Below are 14572 nucleotides of genomic sequence, written 5' to 3' on the forward strand. Positions count from 1 at the left end.
CGCTCCTCCGCATTACGACGACCTCGTGATTAGTCAAACGCCAGAAGAGTGACGCGGCCGACACAGCAGCAATCGCCGAGGCAGCATTGCGCCCCAGTATGCACTATGTCGAGGTGAAGAGCGCAGAGCACCAAGCTCGGGCCGTGGCTTTCCGCACCCATCAATGCTTTGTCCGCCAGCGGACGCAGCTTATTAACGCGTTGCGTGGGCACCTTGGCGAATTTGGGATCGCCGTGGCGCAAGGACCGGCCAATCTCACTGCCGTCGTTGGTATTCTCGCTGACCAAACGAATGATCTGCCTGAAAGCGTCAGGGAGATTGGCCGTCTTTACTTGGATCAGATTGGGCTGCTGACGGAAAAGATCGACGGACTGATGCTGACGCTCCGAGAAGCCACCAAGGCGAATGAAGACATGCGTCGTCTTTGCACTGTTCCCGGCGTCGGGCCCGTGACGGCGGGCGCAATCCTCGCGTTTGCTCCCGATCTGCGTGCTTTCAAAAGCGGTCGGAATTTTGCTGCCTGGCTCGGCCTCGTACCCCGCCAGCATTCTACTGGAGGAAAGACCCGGCTGGGAGGCGTGAGCAAGATGGGGCAAACGGATATCCGTGAATTGCTCATCGTCGGAGCCATGAGCTTGATCCGCTGGATCGTGCGCAAGGGCGTGTTGCCGGACAATTGGCTGGGAGGCGTTTTGGGACGAAAGCCTCGAATGGTCGCGGCTGTCGCGCTCGCAAACAAGATGGCCCGCATTATTTGGGCGATGATGACGAGGGAGCAGAATTACAGAATGGCGTGATCCGCTGCTCTCTCGAAGAGCAACGCGGTGATGCCTGGGGCCAGAAGCCCCGGTGAGAAGATCGACTGACGGAACGATGCGGAAAGGACTTCAATGTTCAGAATGGGGTAAACCAGTCCCGGCGCTCGAGCACAAAGCTCTCTGAACCGATGTGGTCTCTGTTCTTCGAACTGCATCCCGGCCCGTGGCTCTCAGGCCACATCATGAGGCCTGACACACGACCGATAGAATTCCTCGTTCGCGGACTGACGTCAAAAAAATCTTCTTGCCAAACAGGGGGCATCCACACACGCCCCGCCGCGATCCGTCGCGCAGACCTGAAAGCTACGCTTCGCGAGGTCAATCGCCAGAATGTAGACTGCTGTCATCTGCCTCTCCTCCGTAAGCGCCACCATGGCGCTGAGCAGGCATCATATGCCGATGCCGGCTGGAGGGGGCATCCACCCCATCAGTTCAGGTTGAAGCCTGGCCATCGTGGAGTTGGATATCGTGTTGGCATTTTCGGTGTGCCACGCTGTCAATGCTATTTCAGCACTTGCGCGTTTGAGCGGAAAGGAAAGCAGAAACATGGAACACCGCGCCATCGAACTTAATGTTGGCGTCGTGTACTGCATCGCGTTGTTCGCCATTGTCTTCGCGCCTTGAGCCGCAGTTCGGGGAATGTATTGACACGACGTTCCGTGCGGTGGACAAGGATGGTGTGCTTGAGGGAGATCGACTATGGCTGACGAAACGAATATGGCAGAAGTATCCGAGGTGGCATCGGTTGATGCTGTGGCGCCTGTAGCGAAAAAAACACGTGCACCGCGTCGCGCGAAAGCCATCGCTGAAGCAACAGCGATTGAGGAAGCACCCAAAGGGGAAGCGGCCGTCAAGGAACGCAAGAAGCGTGGTCCTAAAGCCGGCAACTCGGCAGCTCCTGTAAGCAAGCCGGCTCCGGTCAAGGCCAAGCGAGGGCGCACTCCTGGAAAACCCACCAAAGCTGCTGCCGCAATCGCGCCTGCGTCGGCGATGGATGAGATGGCAGAACTGTTGCAGTTGGAAGAAGAAAACAAGCGTCTTCGCCAGTCTCTTGCTGAAAAGCTCCGCTCGGAAAACACGGACCTGCGCAAGCGGCTGGGCATCGCCTAAGAGGCGAAAATCGCGACGGGGAACAGCTCGGCCGCTCAAAGAGATTCCCTGTGTGCTTCTGGCTCAACCTGTGAGCCGGAGGGGAGATTTGCGACGTCATGTTGCGATCCCACTCGAGGTTGAAACACAATGAAGTCACCCTGGAAGATCATCAGTAGTCTGATTTCGAGGCGTCAAGCGGCCGAAGAACAGGTTTCGGTCAAGGTTGACGGCGCTACATCATCGGCAGATACTTCGGACGCGCCAGAGGCGCCGCCATATATCCCGGTACTGGCACCAGATGAGACGCCTGAGGGTAAAGGTGCCTCTCCACCTTTAGTCAGCCTGATCGATAGTGGCAGCGCTCCAGGTTCGGATGCTGTCCCCGATGATCGGCCAAGAGCGCCTGCGGAACGCCAATTCGTCGGCGCCCCCGTAGACAAACCTTCGAACGGACTTGAGCAAGAGGCGCCCTTAAGAACATCAAGACCGAGGCCCAAGCAAGGCAACCGAAGAAAACGAAGCCCTGCCAAGGACGCAACCGGAATGACAATGCGGCCGATGAGCCGTGACATACCGGAAAGGCAACAGGCCGACCCATTTCAGATCGAGGTTGCCGGTGTCGATGAAGAAATACGCGCCTTGACCCGTAAGTTAACTGAGAAGCTGCGGCACCAGAATGCGCAACTGCGCGCCTTGCTTTCACGTTTCGGCGGGCCGTGAGGCTGGGAGCATCCGTAACCGTGTCACGAAAAGCGTAGAAGCATTTCCTTGAGGCGCCTGTTGCTTGCAAGCAGATGCTCGCGAAGCAATGCCTTCAAGCGCTTGTTTTCCGCCTCTAGGTCGGCAAGTTCGGCAATTGAACTTGATGTATCCATCGGTTCTGAGGGCAAGCCGGCAGAGCGCTTTGCCTGCTTCTGTCGGATCGCTCTCCTTCTTGCTGTAACCTTGGAAGCCTCGATGAAAGTGGGCTCACTCGCCTGATGCGTTTCAACAACAGGGGCGTCTACGGGGCCATGCGCGATTGATATTGTGGCGACCTCTGGCGCATTGCCCTCCAATAAATCGGCGGGACATTCAATCGCCGCCGCAGCGGATAAGTGAGGCAGCGTATCGGTTGGCAAAAGAGTATCGTTCTTCAGTTCGGCTTCCTCGAACCGTTTAAACAGGTGCGCCGACTGATCTTCGACCTGACGTGCAACGGCTTTCAGGTCAGTATCGCCCCATATAGAGGTGGGCTTTGACTTGTTCTGCCGGGATCGGGACTTGAATTCAACGACAAAGTTGCGTTGCTGCGAGCGCATGAAGATATCTCAGATCATGAAGCTATGTGGCGCTCTAGGGCGCGTAGGCGATCAAATAGCAGATGCTGGTGCTAAAACACAACCTTCTTGCAGCAGCACATGTCGGCCCGGTTCGCTTGCACGAGACGCTGATGATCAGATCGTGGCTGACGAGTTCGAAAGCGAGCAAGCTCGCCGGCCGAAGGAATGGTTCGACATCGGGCAACCACGCCGCTGGCGTCCCAGCCGATCACGCCCGGCGTCTATTCGATCTTGTCCTTGGGCGCGCGGATCTTTGTATCGACCGGGTCACCGAAATCGCTTTGACCTCGACCAGGATGTCGCGCCCTGTCGGTTCAGGGGTGTCGAGTTCGACATCCAGAAACGACTCCGGATCGTCAACTTGGAGATACTTGGTGAGTGCAACGGCTTTCATGGTGTGCTTCCCTTTCGTGTATGTGTAATTCGGCTGGCTATTTGCGCGGACCTGCGGTGAAATCGAGCGTCGCCTTGGCGAGCGTGTGCTGCCAGAGGAAGAAGCCCGTCAGCGCGCCCGTCGCATCGTTCGGTGCGCCCAGCGTGTCGTGTCGGTATCCAGCGCATAGACGGAGTACTCTTAGGTATGCTGGCGGCCCACAGGCGGGCATGGGCCGATGAACTGTTTGACGCCTGCATCGTTCATGCCGACTTTCGCGCCCTCCGGCAGTTCCTGGGCATCGATCCCGGTTGCGGAAGCCGCAATGCCGGTGACAACCCAGTGCCATAAGCCGCTGCCGGTCGGGGCGTCCTTGTCATAAAGGGTCACGGCAAAACCCTTGGTGCCTTTGGTTGCGCCGGACCAGGCCAGTGCCGGGCGCGCATTTTCCCCGGAGCAACCGAACGCATTGGCATATTGGCTTGCGCCGATGCTCGCGCCGGCGGCCAAGTCCGGGCTGGTCAGGTTGAACTCATCGGCGGATGCCGACATGACGCCCAAGAGCGTGGTGGCCGCAGCTGTGGCAGCAAAAATGGTCTTCATGATAGTTTCCTCTATTTTTCATCGAATTCGACCGTGACGAAGACGAGTTCGTCGTCGCCGATGTTGGTGAGGTCGTGAACGAAGCCGTTTTCGGCACTCAGATCATCGAAGTGCTTCGTGTCGCCGGCGCGGTAGTTGATGTTGGCGATACGGCCGTCGTCGAAGCGAGACCTGCCTCGCCCATCGGTCAGCACCGTCCAGAAATACGACCGGTCGTGGCGATGCGTGGGCAAGGTCTGACCCGGAGCCAGACGCAGATGCCAGATGCGCATGGCCCCGGTATCGAGCACCAGATTTGTGCCGATCCGGTCGTTCACGCGGGCTTGCGCGATTTCCCGATCTGTCAGCGGTGCGGTCATGCTGCGACCCCGTGGACCGGATAGGAAGTATAGCCTCCGGCATCGCCACCGAAGAGTGTTGCCCCGTCGAACCCTGCCAGCGTCAGTCCTTCGGCGAAGCGGCGCGGCAGATCGGGATTGGCGATGAAGGGGCGGCCGAAAGCGACCGCATCGGCGAGGCCGTCGGCAATGATTGCCGCGGCCTTGTCCTTGTCGTATCCGCCGGCGACGATCACCTTGCCGGAGAAGACGGAACGCAGCGCCACCCGGAAGTCGCGTGGCGTTTCCGGAGCATCGTCCCAGTCGGCCTCGGCGAGATGGATATAGGCAAGGCCGATCCGGTCGAGTTCTTTCGCGAGGGTCAGGATGGTGGCGGGCGCTTCCGGGTCGTCCATGCCGCGCTGCGTGATGAAGGGCGAGAACCGGATGCCGGTGCGATCGGCCCCCATGACCTTGCTCACCGTCTCGGCCACCTCAACCGCGAAGCGGATGCGGTTTTCGACGCTACCGCCATATCCATCGGTGCGATGGTTCGACGACGCTCGCAGGAATTCGTCGATCAGGTAGCCATTTGCGGCGTGGATCTCGACCCCGTCGAAACCGGCCGCCTTGGCGTTCTCCGCCGCCTTGCCGTAATCGTCGATGACCCGCGCGATTTCCTGCGTCGACAGGCCACGTGGCGTCGGGCAATCGACCATGCCGCCTTCTCCGGTCTCGGGATCGGCGATCCACACCTGCGCACCCGGCGCGATGGCGGAAGGGGCGACCGGTTTGCCGTCGGGATGGAAGCTCTCATGGCTCATCCGCCCGACATGCCAGAGCTGCAGCACGATCCGGCCGCCCGCGGCGTGAACCGCGTTCGTCACCAGCGTCCAGCCCGCGACCTGTTCGTCGGAGTGAATGCCCGGGGTGAAGGAATAGCCCTTGCCCTCGGGAGAGATCTGGGTGGCTTCGGTGATGATCACGCCGGCCGAGTAGCGCTGCGCGTAGTATTCGGCCATCATCGCATTCGGCACATCTCCCGGCTGGGTCGAGCGCGAGCGGGTCATCGGCGCCATGACGATCCGGTTTCGAAGGTTCAGAGTTCCGATGGTGAAGGGTTCGAAGAGAGAGGAAGTCATTGTGGTAGTCCTTTCGGTCAGGCGTTGCAGGCGACAGGAGCGGGCTTGTGTTCCTGGCTGAGGATGAAGAGGAGGCCGATCACCGGTACGATCGCGGCGGCGAAGGGAATAGCGGCGGCGCCGAAGCTGCTGTCGATCACAGCCCCGCCGATCAAGCCGCCAAGTGCATTGGCGATGTTGAAGGCCGAGATGTTCGCGGTCGCGGCGAGTTCGGGCGCAGCACTCCCGAACTTCATGACCCGCATCTGCATCGGTGCGACATTGGCAAACGAGACGATGCCGAAAACGAAGGCCGCAACGACGAAGGGCCACTTGAACGGCGCGACCAGGCCAATGACGATCAGAGCGGCGATCGTCGCGGCGGGCCATCCGATCAGGGCGCGGCGCAGATTGGTATCGGCCGACTTGCCTCCCAGGCTGTTGCCGATGACGAGGCCAAAGCCGACGATGACCAGCAGCCAGGTCAACGACGAGCGCTTGAAGCCCGCCACATGTTCGGCAACGGGGGCGATGTATCCGTAGAAAGTCATGAAGCCGACCCAGCCGAGAACGGTAATCAGCAAGCTCGCCAGGAGATTGCGGTCGCGGAAAGCGCCGATCTGGTTACGCACGCTTTGCGGCGCATCGGCACCCTGGCGCGGGATGACCAGCATGATCGCAATCGCCGTCAGCACGCCGAGCCCTGCCACCACCATGAAGGGAACCTGCCAGCCATAGAGGTTCCCGATCCACGCACCGCCCGGAACGCCGAGCACATTGGCGAGCGTCAGCCCGGCGAACATCTGGCCGACCGCCTGACCTTCCAGTTCCTTGCCGACCAGTCGCGTCGCGACGACGGCGCCGATGCCATAGAACGGCCCCTGGGTCAGTCCGGCGAGTACGCGGCTCAACAGAATGACATTGTAGTCGCTCGTCAGCGCCGTGATCAGGTTCGCGATAACGAACAAGACCATCAGACCGATTAGAACCCTGCGCTTGCCAAAGCGCGCCAGCCACAAGGTCAAGATGGGACCGCCGATGACGATCGCGAGCGCGTAGGCGGTAATGAGATTACCGGCTTGACCTTCGGTGATGCCCAGTCCATCGGCAACTTGGGTCAATATGCCGGCAATGACGAATTCAGCCGTTCCGATGGCGAAGGCCGCCAGTGTCAGGATCCATACCTGCAGCGGCAGCTTGGAGGTGAGTGACATGCCTCTGGTCCTTCAGTTGATCAGCGCACCGCCATCGATGTCGATGACGGCACCGGTGACAGAGGGATTGTCTATGACAAAGAGATGGCCGGCGGCCACGTCGGCGGCCTCGGCCACACGGCCAGCGGGCAGGCGTTCGGCGGCGCCTGCGAACATCTGTTCGCGCGCGGCTTCGTCCATCCCGGAATAGGCTTCGGTCCTGGTCAGGCCAGGGCTGACGATGTTGACCCGGATTGGCGCCAGCTCTTTCGCCAGCATCTTGGCCGTCGCCTCGAGCGCGGCGTTCATCGCCGTCTTGACGAAGGCACCGGGAACGGTGCGGCGGGCGAGGAACCCGGAAGTGAGCGTGATGGTCCCGCCCGGGCGGATGTGTTTCGCGGCCTCACGGGCGACGATCACCGATCCCCAGAACTTGACGTCGAAGGCGGCTTTCGCCGCGCCGAGGTCCACCCGGGTGACGCCCCCACCCGGTGCGCTCGACCCCGCGGTGACCACCACATGATCGACCGGGCCGACTTGCTTGAAGTATGCCGCCACCGAGGCTTCGTCGGAGATGTCGATGCTGTTGCGGCGACCAGCGATTTCGACCCGGCCGGGGCGGGCTTTCAGCGCCTCGGCAACCGCGCGGCCAATGCCGGTAGCTCCGCCGACGACGACGGAGACGGACGTGTCTGTGAATGTCATCGGGATTGGTCCTTTGAACTGTGTTGGGAGGGTACCGGCTCGTCGAAAACGGCTTCGAGGAGCGGTCCGCCGGGGGTGTGGAAGAAGACCCGGCGCTCCTGCAGCTCGGCCACGTCCATCAGCGAATAAGGAATGCCGAGCCGTTCGAGGCGGGCGCGGAAATCGTGGTAGGAGCCGTCGGGCCGAATGCCGACGTGATCAATCGCTTCTGCGGCGCGCCCGGGGTCTCCGCGCACTGTTCCGATGAGATGCACGAGTGGCCGGTCGCCGTCGAAAAGCCAGTAACCCGGAATGCGCTGGATAATCGCCGGGCGCTGACCCTCAGAGAGGTCGAGCACCTGTTCGAAAAACGTCTTGCTGGCGTCGAGATCGCGAGTGCGGATGGTGAGATGGTCGAATTGCATGAGGTGCCGTCCTTTCGCTCGAAGAAATAGCGAAGCGGCAGAACCAAGATAATTGAGTAGATTTCGATAATATTATCCGGCATATTCGGATAATGGATCGATTGGACAGCTTGGCGTTTTTCATCCGTATTGTGGAAAAGCGGGGTGTCGCATCCGCCGGTCGAGATTTCGGGCTGTCGGCTGCAACGGCCTCAGACAGATTGGCTGGTCTCGAGGCGTATTACGGCGCAACGCTTCTCAATCGAACTACGCGTTCCATAAGCTTGACCGATGCAGGCCGGTTGGTGCTTGAACGCGCCCGAACGCTCGTTGCGGAGGCCGACGATCTTGAAACGCAAGTAAAGCTAGGAATTAACCAGCTATCAGGCGTGATCCGTCTGAGCGCGCCAATCGATCTCGGCGAAAACCGGATCGTTCCCTTGATCGACGAGTTCATGGACTTGCACCCGGATGTCACCGTCGAACTGGTGTTGTCTGATGGCTATGTCGATATCGTCGGACAGGGGCTTGACCTGGCGATACGCTTCGGCGCCCTGAAGGACAGTAGCCTGATGATCAGGAAGCTCGGCGACAACCGCCGGGTCATTTGCGCGGCGCCATCCTATACTGAACTACACGGTACACCTCGGCACCCGGATGACCTCGTCAACCACAATTGCCTCGTCATGCAGTTCGGGCAGGCCGTGGACCGTGAGTGGTCTTTCCGCATTGGTAAGCAGATATGTGAGTTAAGCGTATCTGGAAACCGTATCGCCAATTCGGGCGCCCAGATAAGACGGTGGTGCCTTGCAGGGCGTGGTATTGCCCTCAAATCGATTTGGGATGTGCGGGAAAACCTAGAAGACGGCTCACTAGTTGAACTGTTGAAAGAATTTGCCCCACCCTCTGAATCAGCCCTTCAAATTCTCTTCCCCCGTGCCACATATCCGATCCGTCGGGTCCGCGCATTCATTGAGTTCCTCGCCGAACGGATCTAATGATCCTTAATCTCGTTGACGGGATTGGTTCAACCGTCCCCCGCCAATCCTGCCTTAATCGGTCAGCATCAGCACGGGCTGCAATTAAGGAACATGCCGCCGCTGCTATTTGATGTCGCCCGGAGCTACGCAAGCAATCTGCGTAAACCTCTTAGGGTCCGGACTCACTAGAGCCACCAGATGACGGCTGCGGCGAGAGCGACGGCACCCATGAAGTTTTTGATGTTGCGATCGAAGCGGGTGGCGAGGCGACGCCAGTCCTTGAGACGGCAGAACATACGCTCGATGACGTTGCGCTGCTTGTAAACGGCGCGGTCGTACTCGTACTGGACCTTGCGATTTCGACGTGGCGGGATCACAGCCTCGGTACCGCGCTCGTCGAGCCACTCGCGCAGAGCCTGGCTGTCATAGCCCTTGTCCGCGACGAGCTGCGCGGTGGGCGGCAGGGCTTCGATACACAGCCTCGCCACCTTGCAGTCATGGACGTTGCCGGGCGTCAGGAGCAGGACGTGAGGGCGACCTTTCGCGTCGCAGACGGCATGGAGCTTGGTGTTCCGTCCGCCTTTCGTGCGGCCGATACCATGAGCCATGGCCCCCCTTTTCCGCCGCCTGCGCAGCGGTGGACCTTGATGCAGCTACTATCGATGAACAATCTGTCCGGCGCATCCTCGGCTCCGGCGAGTGCGCTGAAGATGCCTTCCCAGATGCCGCGCTCGGACCAGCGAACGAAGCGATTGTAGAGCGTCTTCTTCGGTCCATAGACGTCGGCGCAGTCCGCCCAGCGTCCACCGCATCGCAGCGCGTGGACGATTCCGCTCAACACGCGACGATCGTCCACGCGCGGCTTGCCCCGCACATCCGTTGGCAGGAGCGGTTCGATCCGTTCCCACTGCGCATCGGAAAACCAAAAGAAATCAGACATCTCACCGCCCTTTCGTCGCGGCAATGAATCATGCCCCAGCGCTCAAGGAAAGCTAATTATTGGGTCCGGACCCTAGCATGTTCTCAATGGACTTCTCCAGCAGGCGATCGATGGAGGCGAGGACGTCGCGGAGCGGCCGAAAGCGGCGGCGGGTGGTATCTTTGTGCCCCGACCTCCTAATCAACCGGATGAAGGTGAAGGCCGGAATTCTCATTAGCCGATGTAGTTTGTGGAGGCGGCGAACCTCATCTTTGGCTGGGGTACGCCTCCAGCCTAATGGTTGTGCCAGCCAAGATCGGTGTAGGTGAAATCGTCGCCCTTGTAGGCAATTCGAGCTCGATAAGCCCGTGCGCAGGCGTAGGTGAAACAGTCGCCCATGTTCAACTTGGCAGGATGGTTTAGGATCTTACCGAACTGCTGCGCGGCATCGAGGGCCATGGTGCCCACGTCATCGGAAATCATTGCTTCCTTGCAGTCCAGGTCGGCTATGAACTGCTCGACAAGGCGACGTGCGTTTCCCATCATTTCGGAGGTAGCCGGTTTGTCTCGTCCAGAAGCCTCAGAAAGCCGACGCGCAAGTGACAAGGTCGCCTCCATGCGCACGACGGCCGAGACGTAGTAGGGGCCGCCGTCGTGCTCAAGCCGATCGATCAAGGCAGCGGCATCTTCTTCCTCGGAGAGAATCGCCACGACAACGGAGGCATCAATAAAGAGCATCAGTCTTCGCCCCACATCTCATCGGTTTCCCGTTTGTGATCCCCGGGTGCAAAGGGTCCAGCTTCGCGGGCCATGGCAAGGGACTTTGCAAGCCGGTCACGGAGCGGCAAAGCGGCACGGCGTCTTGCAATCTCGTGTTTCAGAGCATCTTTGACCGCATCGACCTTGCTGGATTTGGTGATGCTGATAAGCTCTTGCGTGAGCCGGTCGACCTCGGGGTCTTTGATATAGAGCGGCATGGAGCATATCCTTTTGAGGATATCATAATATCCTATTTTCATATCCTCAATAGCCCCGTGCGTAACACGCCATTTTCCGAACCGTGCCGATGGCGCGGGCGTCGGGAATGGGAAAGGGGAGCGGCGACGGAAGAGGGAGAGAGGGGCGGAGGCGTGTTGAGAGCTGGACAGAGGCTCCGGTTGCTCGCCATGGATCCGCACCATGCGTCACAATCCGAATGTGGATGCGCGCGTCAACGAATTGCACCCAAAGACGTAGCATGTGATATCGATTGCCCGCGCTTTCCCGTCGATCTCCATCCTTCATTCGATTTCAGCACGTCTTGAGCAAGGCGCAACCGCCGCCATCGGCGTTTCGGGCGGCAAGGACAGCCAGTGCGTCGATAACGGAAATCCATGCGCCGACCGCCATCACGCGGCAGCAGATGGCGATCTGGCTGAACAGGTCCATGCGAGACGCCAGGAGCGACGTGGGCGCTGGTGGCAGACGGTGAGGGTGGCGGGCCGGCAAAAAAGGGAGAGGGGGGAAGGGGCGTTCGTGGCGGATTGAGGTGGCTGGAGAGAGGCTCCGGCCGGTCCGCCGCGGAGAATTGACATGGCACAGGCCATTCAGAAAATCGCGCTCAACGTCGGGCGCGATATCCCCTTCAACAAGCTCGTCCTCAGCCAGCAGAACGTGCGCAAGACCAAGGCCGGCGTCTCTATCGAGGAACTTGCCGACGACATCGCTCGCCGCGGGCTGCTGACCAGCATCAACGTGCGCGCGGAACGCGACGCCGAGGGCAAGGAGACCGGCATCTATCGCATTCCTGCCGGCGGCCGTCGTTACCGTGCGCTGAAGCTGCTGGTCGATCGGAAGCAACTGACGAAGACCACGGGCGTTCCCTGCATCGTTAGCGAAGGCGCAACGCTCGAAGCCGAGGATTCGCTCGCCGAAAACGTCAAGCGCACCGAACTTCATCCGCTGGACGAGTTTCGCGCGATGATGGTTTTGCGCGAGCAGGGGCTCGACGAGGAGGAGATCGCCGCTCGCTTCCACATCTCGGTTGCAACGGTGAAGCAGCGCCTCCGCCTGGCCTCGGTGTCGCCGCGCCTGCTCGAACTCTATGGCGATGACCAGATGAAACTCGGCCAAGTCATGGCGTTTTCGATCACCGAGGATCATGCCCGGCAGGAGCAGGTCTGGGAGACGGTTTCGCGCACGCAAAACACCGACCCCTTTTATATCCGCCGGCTGCTCACCGAAACGGCGATCCGCGCGAGCGATCGCCGTGCGGTCTATGTCGGCATCGAAGCCTATGAGGCCGCCGGCGGCATTGTCATGCGTGATCTCTTCGAGCAGGACAACGGCGGATGGCTCCAGGATCCGGCGCTGCTCGAACAGCTCGTATTGGAGAAGCTGACGGCTGATACCGAAGCGCTGAAGACCGACGAGGGCTGGAAGTGGGTCGACTCCGCCATCGACTTCCATTTCGGCCACGCAGCCGGCCTTCGCCGCTTTTACGGAAAGCAGCCGGAGCTCACCGAGGAGGAGCTGACGCTTCATGACGCCCTGACGGCAGAATTCGAAAAGCTCAACGCAGAATACGAAGCTGCCGACGACTATTCGGCGGAGACGGAAGCGCATCTCGAGGATCTCGGCGCCCAGCTGACGGCGCTGAAGGAGCGACCCTTTATCCTCGATCCCGAGGATGTCGCTCGCGGCGGCGCCTTCATCTCGCTGGCCGGCAACGGCGAAGTCAGAATCGAGCGCGGCTTCGTCCGGCCGGAAGACGAACCCGTCGTCGAGGCGGAAGAAGGCGATAGCGACGAGCAGGATGGTGACGATGGCGATGATGGCGACGAGGCCGCCGCGGAAGGTGGTGGTGTGACGATCAACGGCAAGCCCGTTGGTGTCGAGGAACCGGACGAGGACGACGGCAAGATCCGGCCGCTGTCTGAACGCCTCATCGAGGACCTGACCGCCGCCCGCACGCTTGCGCTCAGGAATGCGCTCGCCAATGAGCCGATGATGGCCTTCATCACCGTGCTGCACCTGCTCGTGCTGAACACCTTCTATCACTTCCGCACGGCATCTTGCCTGGAAATCACGGTGCAGCATTCGGTCTCGACCAAGACGCAGGGCCTTTCCGACACGGTCTGGGCGAAGGAGATCGAACAGCGCCAGGAGAACTGGGGACACGATCTCCCTGGCGACGCCGATGCGGTTTGGGCCTATCTGATCGCCCTCGATCATGACAGCCGGATGGCGCTGTTTGCGCATTGCGCGTCGACGTCGCTGAACGCCACGATCCAGCAATGGAACCGCCGGACCAGGGAAAACCAGCATGCCGTGCAGCTGGCCAAGACGATCGGGTTCGGCATGGTGGGTGCGGGCTGGACGCCGACGGTCGAGAACTATCTGGGCCGCGTGACCAAGGCGCACATCCTGCAGGCCGTTCGCGAAGCAAAGGGCGATCAGTCGGTCCAGCTTATCGATCACCTGAAGAAGCAGGACATGGCGCGCGAAGCGGCCCGGCTGCTCGACGGTAGCGGATGGCTCCCCGAAGTGTTGCGCTATCCCGCCGACGAAGTCGCTGAGGAGGTTGGGACTGCCGAGACGAACGATGCGGTGACCGTCGATGACAAGGCCGTCGAAGCCGGCGACGTCGTGCTGCCGGCCTTCCTGACCGAGGAGCTGGATGGCGAGCAGACTGCGGCCGACGCTGACGACGATCAGGACGGGCATCTCGAAGCCGCGGAATAAATCCTCGGACCACCAACGATCGATCCAGGGCCCGGACGTCGCGCCGGGCCTTTCTGTTTCTCGAAATTCGGAGACGAACATGTCCGCCCTGACCATCTACGAACGCGCGCCGATCGGCGCAATGATCTCCTTTCGCAATTCGGTTCCGCGGCCATCCGACGAGGACGCCGATGCTCTCGCCGCCTGGAAGAAATGCAATGGTGCCGGTTGGCTCGTGCGATGCACGCCGCCTCGTTCCAGCATCATCTGGTCGACGGCAGGCGCGATTTCGCTCCTACCGGGCGAGTTTCAAATGGACCTCGATGCTGCGATCGCCGCCTGCGAAGCCTTCCCACTCGATAGCGATCTTTCGTTCGAGATTGTCCGTCGCCCCCTCGCCGGCGAAGTTCGTGTCCTTCAGGAATACGGCGCCCACAGCATCCTGCTCTACCTTGCCGCAAACATGGCCGACGCCCGTCGTTGGGTCGAAGAGAGCGGTCACATCAATATCCGGCTCGAGAAGGTTTGCGTCGAGGAAATCTGCGCGGATATTGTCGAAGGGAGGGTGGCGTGATGTTGAACGATACCCCGTGCGCGGTGATCGTCCCTGACGCAGCCCGTCAGGATTTCCTGCCAATCCTCTTCGGCCCTTCGCACCTGATCGTCGCCGAGAATGCCGTCTATGCCTGGATGGAAAGGCTTAGCCCTCTCGACTATCGTGGCGGTTCCTGGGACTTCTACGAGCACGAGAGCAAGCCGCTTTTCCTCGCGCCCAGATCCCGGACACGTTTCCGGATAACCGGCGATGTAACCTGCTTCCAGGGCGAGGTCTCCGCCGAGGCGGCCGGGATCATCGCCACGATGTTCGCCTTCTCGCACCTGTCATTCCAGTTTCAGTCCGATCGACTCGTCGAAGGCTATGAGCGTCTCTACGCCTATTCGGCGGATCATCCCGAGGCCTCGGAGATCTTCCAGGCAATCGACTGAAGCCCACTCGCACGACTGAGGTCGCGGGCGTTCCGCAGTGAGTTGAGACTCAAAGAT

17 protein-coding genes and 1 pseudogene are annotated in these 14572 nt (G+C 60.5%); 7 read left to right on the forward strand and 11 right to left on the reverse strand.

The window, feature by feature from the left end; translation table 11 throughout:
- Positions 1–50: 50 nt before the first annotated feature.
- The 3 genes and pseudogenes from K0P03_RS21490 to K0P03_RS21500 form a co-directional block, all read left to right on the forward strand.
- Positions 51–797: pseudogene (locus K0P03_RS21490) on the forward strand (IS110 family transposase); the annotation flags it as partial.
- Positions 798–1517: 720 nt separating this feature from the next.
- Complete coding sequence (locus K0P03_RS21495; protein ID WP_272790614.1) at positions 1518–1928, forward strand: SyrB-like regulator; 411 nt, start codon at positions 1518–1520, stop codon at positions 1926–1928.
- Positions 1929–2057: 129 nt separating this feature from the next.
- The gene (locus K0P03_RS21500) at positions 2058–2630 is read left to right on the forward strand and encodes a hypothetical protein (RefSeq protein WP_272790615.1); all 573 of its coding nucleotides are present in this window, start codon (positions 2058–2060) and stop codon (positions 2628–2630) included.
- 23 nt (positions 2631–2653) lie between these two features.
- Here the strand turns inward: K0P03_RS21500 and K0P03_RS21505 are convergent, their stop codons facing one another.
- The 7 genes from K0P03_RS21505 to K0P03_RS21535 form a co-directional block, all read right to left on the reverse strand.
- Positions 2654–3211 (reverse strand): hypothetical protein, encoded by a 558-nt coding sequence (locus K0P03_RS21505; RefSeq protein ID WP_272790616.1) that lies wholly within the window; start codon positions 3209–3211, stop codon positions 2654–2656.
- Between the two features lie 595 nt (positions 3212–3806).
- Positions 3807–4208, reverse strand: coding sequence for a YbhB/YbcL family Raf kinase inhibitor-like protein (locus K0P03_RS21510; protein WP_272790617.1), 402 nt, complete (start codon positions 4206–4208; stop codon positions 3807–3809).
- Positions 4209–4219: 11 nt separating this feature from the next.
- Positions 4220–4567 carry a cupin domain-containing protein gene (locus K0P03_RS21515; RefSeq protein WP_272790618.1) on the reverse strand — a complete coding sequence of 116 codons (348 nt, stop codon included), beginning with the start codon at positions 4565–4567 and terminating at the stop codon, positions 4220–4222.
- Complete coding sequence (locus tag K0P03_RS21520; protein WP_272790619.1) at positions 4564–5667, reverse strand: alkene reductase; 1104 nt, start codon at positions 5665–5667, stop codon at positions 4564–4566. The genes K0P03_RS21515 and K0P03_RS21520 overlap by 4 nt, the downstream gene beginning before the upstream one ends.
- Positions 5668–5684: 17 nt before the next feature.
- Entirely contained in the window at positions 5685–6860 is a 1176-nt protein-coding gene (locus K0P03_RS21525) for an MFS transporter (RefSeq protein ID WP_272790620.1), read from the reverse strand.
- 12 nt (positions 6861–6872) lie between these two features.
- On the reverse strand, positions 6873–7544 hold the full coding sequence (locus tag K0P03_RS21530; RefSeq protein ID WP_272790621.1) for an SDR family oxidoreductase: 672 nt from the start codon (positions 7542–7544) through the stop codon (positions 6873–6875).
- Entirely contained in the window at positions 7541–7948 is a 408-nt protein-coding gene (locus K0P03_RS21535; RefSeq protein WP_272790622.1) for a VOC family protein, read from the reverse strand. The genes K0P03_RS21530 and K0P03_RS21535 overlap by 4 nt, the downstream gene beginning before the upstream one ends.
- Before the next feature lie 110 nt (positions 7949–8058).
- Here K0P03_RS21535 and K0P03_RS21540 point away from each other — a divergent pair, with 110 nt between their 5' ends.
- Positions 8059–8925 (forward strand): LysR family transcriptional regulator, encoded by an 867-nt coding sequence (locus K0P03_RS21540; protein ID WP_272790623.1) that lies wholly within the window; start codon positions 8059–8061, stop codon positions 8923–8925.
- A 167-nt stretch (positions 8926–9092) separates the two neighbouring features.
- Here K0P03_RS21540 and K0P03_RS21545 read toward each other — a convergent pair.
- The 4 genes from K0P03_RS21545 to K0P03_RS21560 form a co-directional block, all read right to left on the reverse strand.
- Positions 9093–9847, reverse strand: a protein-coding gene (locus tag K0P03_RS21545) for an IS5 family transposase (protein WP_443020527.1) whose coding sequence is annotated in 2 segments (ribosomal slippage) — positions 9093–9503 and positions 9506–9847 — 753 coding nt in all. Because the reading frame shifts where the segments join, the coding sequence is not laid out codon by codon here.
- A 273-nt stretch (positions 9848–10120) separates the two neighbouring features.
- Positions 10121–10564: a type II toxin-antitoxin system VapC family toxin gene (locus tag K0P03_RS21550; protein WP_272790624.1), complete on the reverse strand. Its 444-nt coding sequence runs from the start codon at positions 10562–10564 to the stop codon at positions 10121–10123.
- On the reverse strand, positions 10564–10803 hold the full coding sequence (locus tag K0P03_RS21555) for a type II toxin-antitoxin system VapB family antitoxin (RefSeq protein WP_024271599.1): 240 nt from the start codon (positions 10801–10803) through the stop codon (positions 10564–10566). Before K0P03_RS21555 ends, K0P03_RS21550 begins: the two co-directional genes overlap by 1 nt.
- Before the next feature lie 313 nt (positions 10804–11116).
- Complete coding sequence (locus tag K0P03_RS21560; RefSeq protein ID WP_156334215.1) at positions 11117–11254, reverse strand: hypothetical protein; 138 nt, start codon at positions 11252–11254, stop codon at positions 11117–11119.
- A gap of 144 nt (positions 11255–11398) precedes the next feature.
- Between K0P03_RS21560 and K0P03_RS21565 the strand changes: the two genes are divergently transcribed.
- The 3 genes from K0P03_RS21565 (at position 11399) to K0P03_RS21575 (ending at position 14515) form a co-directional block, all read left to right on the forward strand.
- On the forward strand, positions 11399–13549 hold the full coding sequence (locus tag K0P03_RS21565) for a ParB/RepB/Spo0J family partition protein (protein WP_272790625.1): 2151 nt from the start codon (positions 11399–11401) through the stop codon (positions 13547–13549).
- 79 nt (positions 13550–13628) lie between these two features.
- Positions 13629–14102: a hypothetical protein gene (locus K0P03_RS21570; protein WP_272790626.1), complete on the forward strand. Its 474-nt coding sequence runs from the start codon at positions 13629–13631 to the stop codon at positions 14100–14102.
- Positions 14102–14515 carry an antirestriction protein gene (locus tag K0P03_RS21575; RefSeq protein ID WP_272790627.1) on the forward strand — a complete coding sequence of 138 codons (414 nt, stop codon included), beginning with the start codon at positions 14102–14104 and terminating at the stop codon, positions 14513–14515. Before K0P03_RS21570 ends, K0P03_RS21575 begins: the two co-directional genes overlap by 1 nt.
- Positions 14516–14572 lie beyond the last annotated feature (57 nt).

Origin of the sequence: Shinella sp. HY16, from assembly GCF_028534175.1 — a bacterium.
Classification (GTDB): Bacteria; Pseudomonadota; Alphaproteobacteria; order Rhizobiales; family Rhizobiaceae; genus Shinella.

Bases quoted from the DNA above. Each gene is read 5' to 3' on its own strand.
- K0P03_RS21495 (WP_272790614.1), top strand. From the start codon at position 1,518: ATGGCTGACGAAACGAATATGGCAGAAGTATCCGAGGTGGCATCGGTT.
- K0P03_RS21500 (WP_272790615.1), top strand. From the start codon at position 2,058: ATGAAGTCACCCTGGAAGATCATCAGTAGTCTGATTTCGAGGCGTCAA.
- K0P03_RS21505 (WP_272790616.1), bottom strand. From the start codon at position 3,211: ATGCGCTCGCAGCAACGCAACTTTGTCGTTGAATTCAAGTCCCGATCC.
- K0P03_RS21510 (WP_272790617.1), bottom strand. From the start codon at position 4,208: ATGAAGACCATTTTTGCTGCCACAGCTGCGGCCACCACGCTCTTGGGC.
- K0P03_RS21515 (WP_272790618.1), bottom strand. From the start codon at position 4,567: ATGACCGCACCGCTGACAGATCGGGAAATCGCGCAAGCCCGCGTGAAC.
- K0P03_RS21520 (WP_272790619.1), bottom strand. From the start codon at position 5,667: ATGACTTCCTCTCTCTTCGAACCCTTCACCATCGGAACTCTGAACCTT.
- K0P03_RS21525 (WP_272790620.1), bottom strand. From the start codon at position 6,860: ATGTCACTCACCTCCAAGCTGCCGCTGCAGGTATGGATCCTGACACTG.
- K0P03_RS21530 (WP_272790621.1), bottom strand. From the start codon at position 7,544: ATGACATTCACAGACACGTCCGTCTCCGTCGTCGTCGGCGGAGCTACC.
- K0P03_RS21535 (WP_272790622.1), bottom strand. From the start codon at position 7,948: ATGCAATTCGACCATCTCACCATCCGCACTCGCGATCTCGACGCCAGC.
- K0P03_RS21550 (WP_272790624.1), bottom strand. From the start codon at position 10,564: ATGCTCTTTATTGATGCCTCCGTTGTCGTGGCGATTCTCTCCGAGGAA.
- K0P03_RS21555 (WP_024271599.1), bottom strand. From the start codon at position 10,803: ATGCCGCTCTATATCAAAGACCCCGAGGTCGACCGGCTCACGCAAGAG.
- K0P03_RS21560 (WP_156334215.1), bottom strand. From the start codon at position 11,254: ATGGACCTGTTCAGCCAGATCGCCATCTGCTGCCGCGTGATGGCGGTC.
- K0P03_RS21565 (WP_272790625.1), top strand. From the start codon at position 11,399: ATGGCACAGGCCATTCAGAAAATCGCGCTCAACGTCGGGCGCGATATC.
- K0P03_RS21570 (WP_272790626.1), top strand. From the start codon at position 13,629: ATGTCCGCCCTGACCATCTACGAACGCGCGCCGATCGGCGCAATGATC.
- K0P03_RS21575 (WP_272790627.1), top strand. From the start codon at position 14,102: ATGTTGAACGATACCCCGTGCGCGGTGATCGTCCCTGACGCAGCCCGT.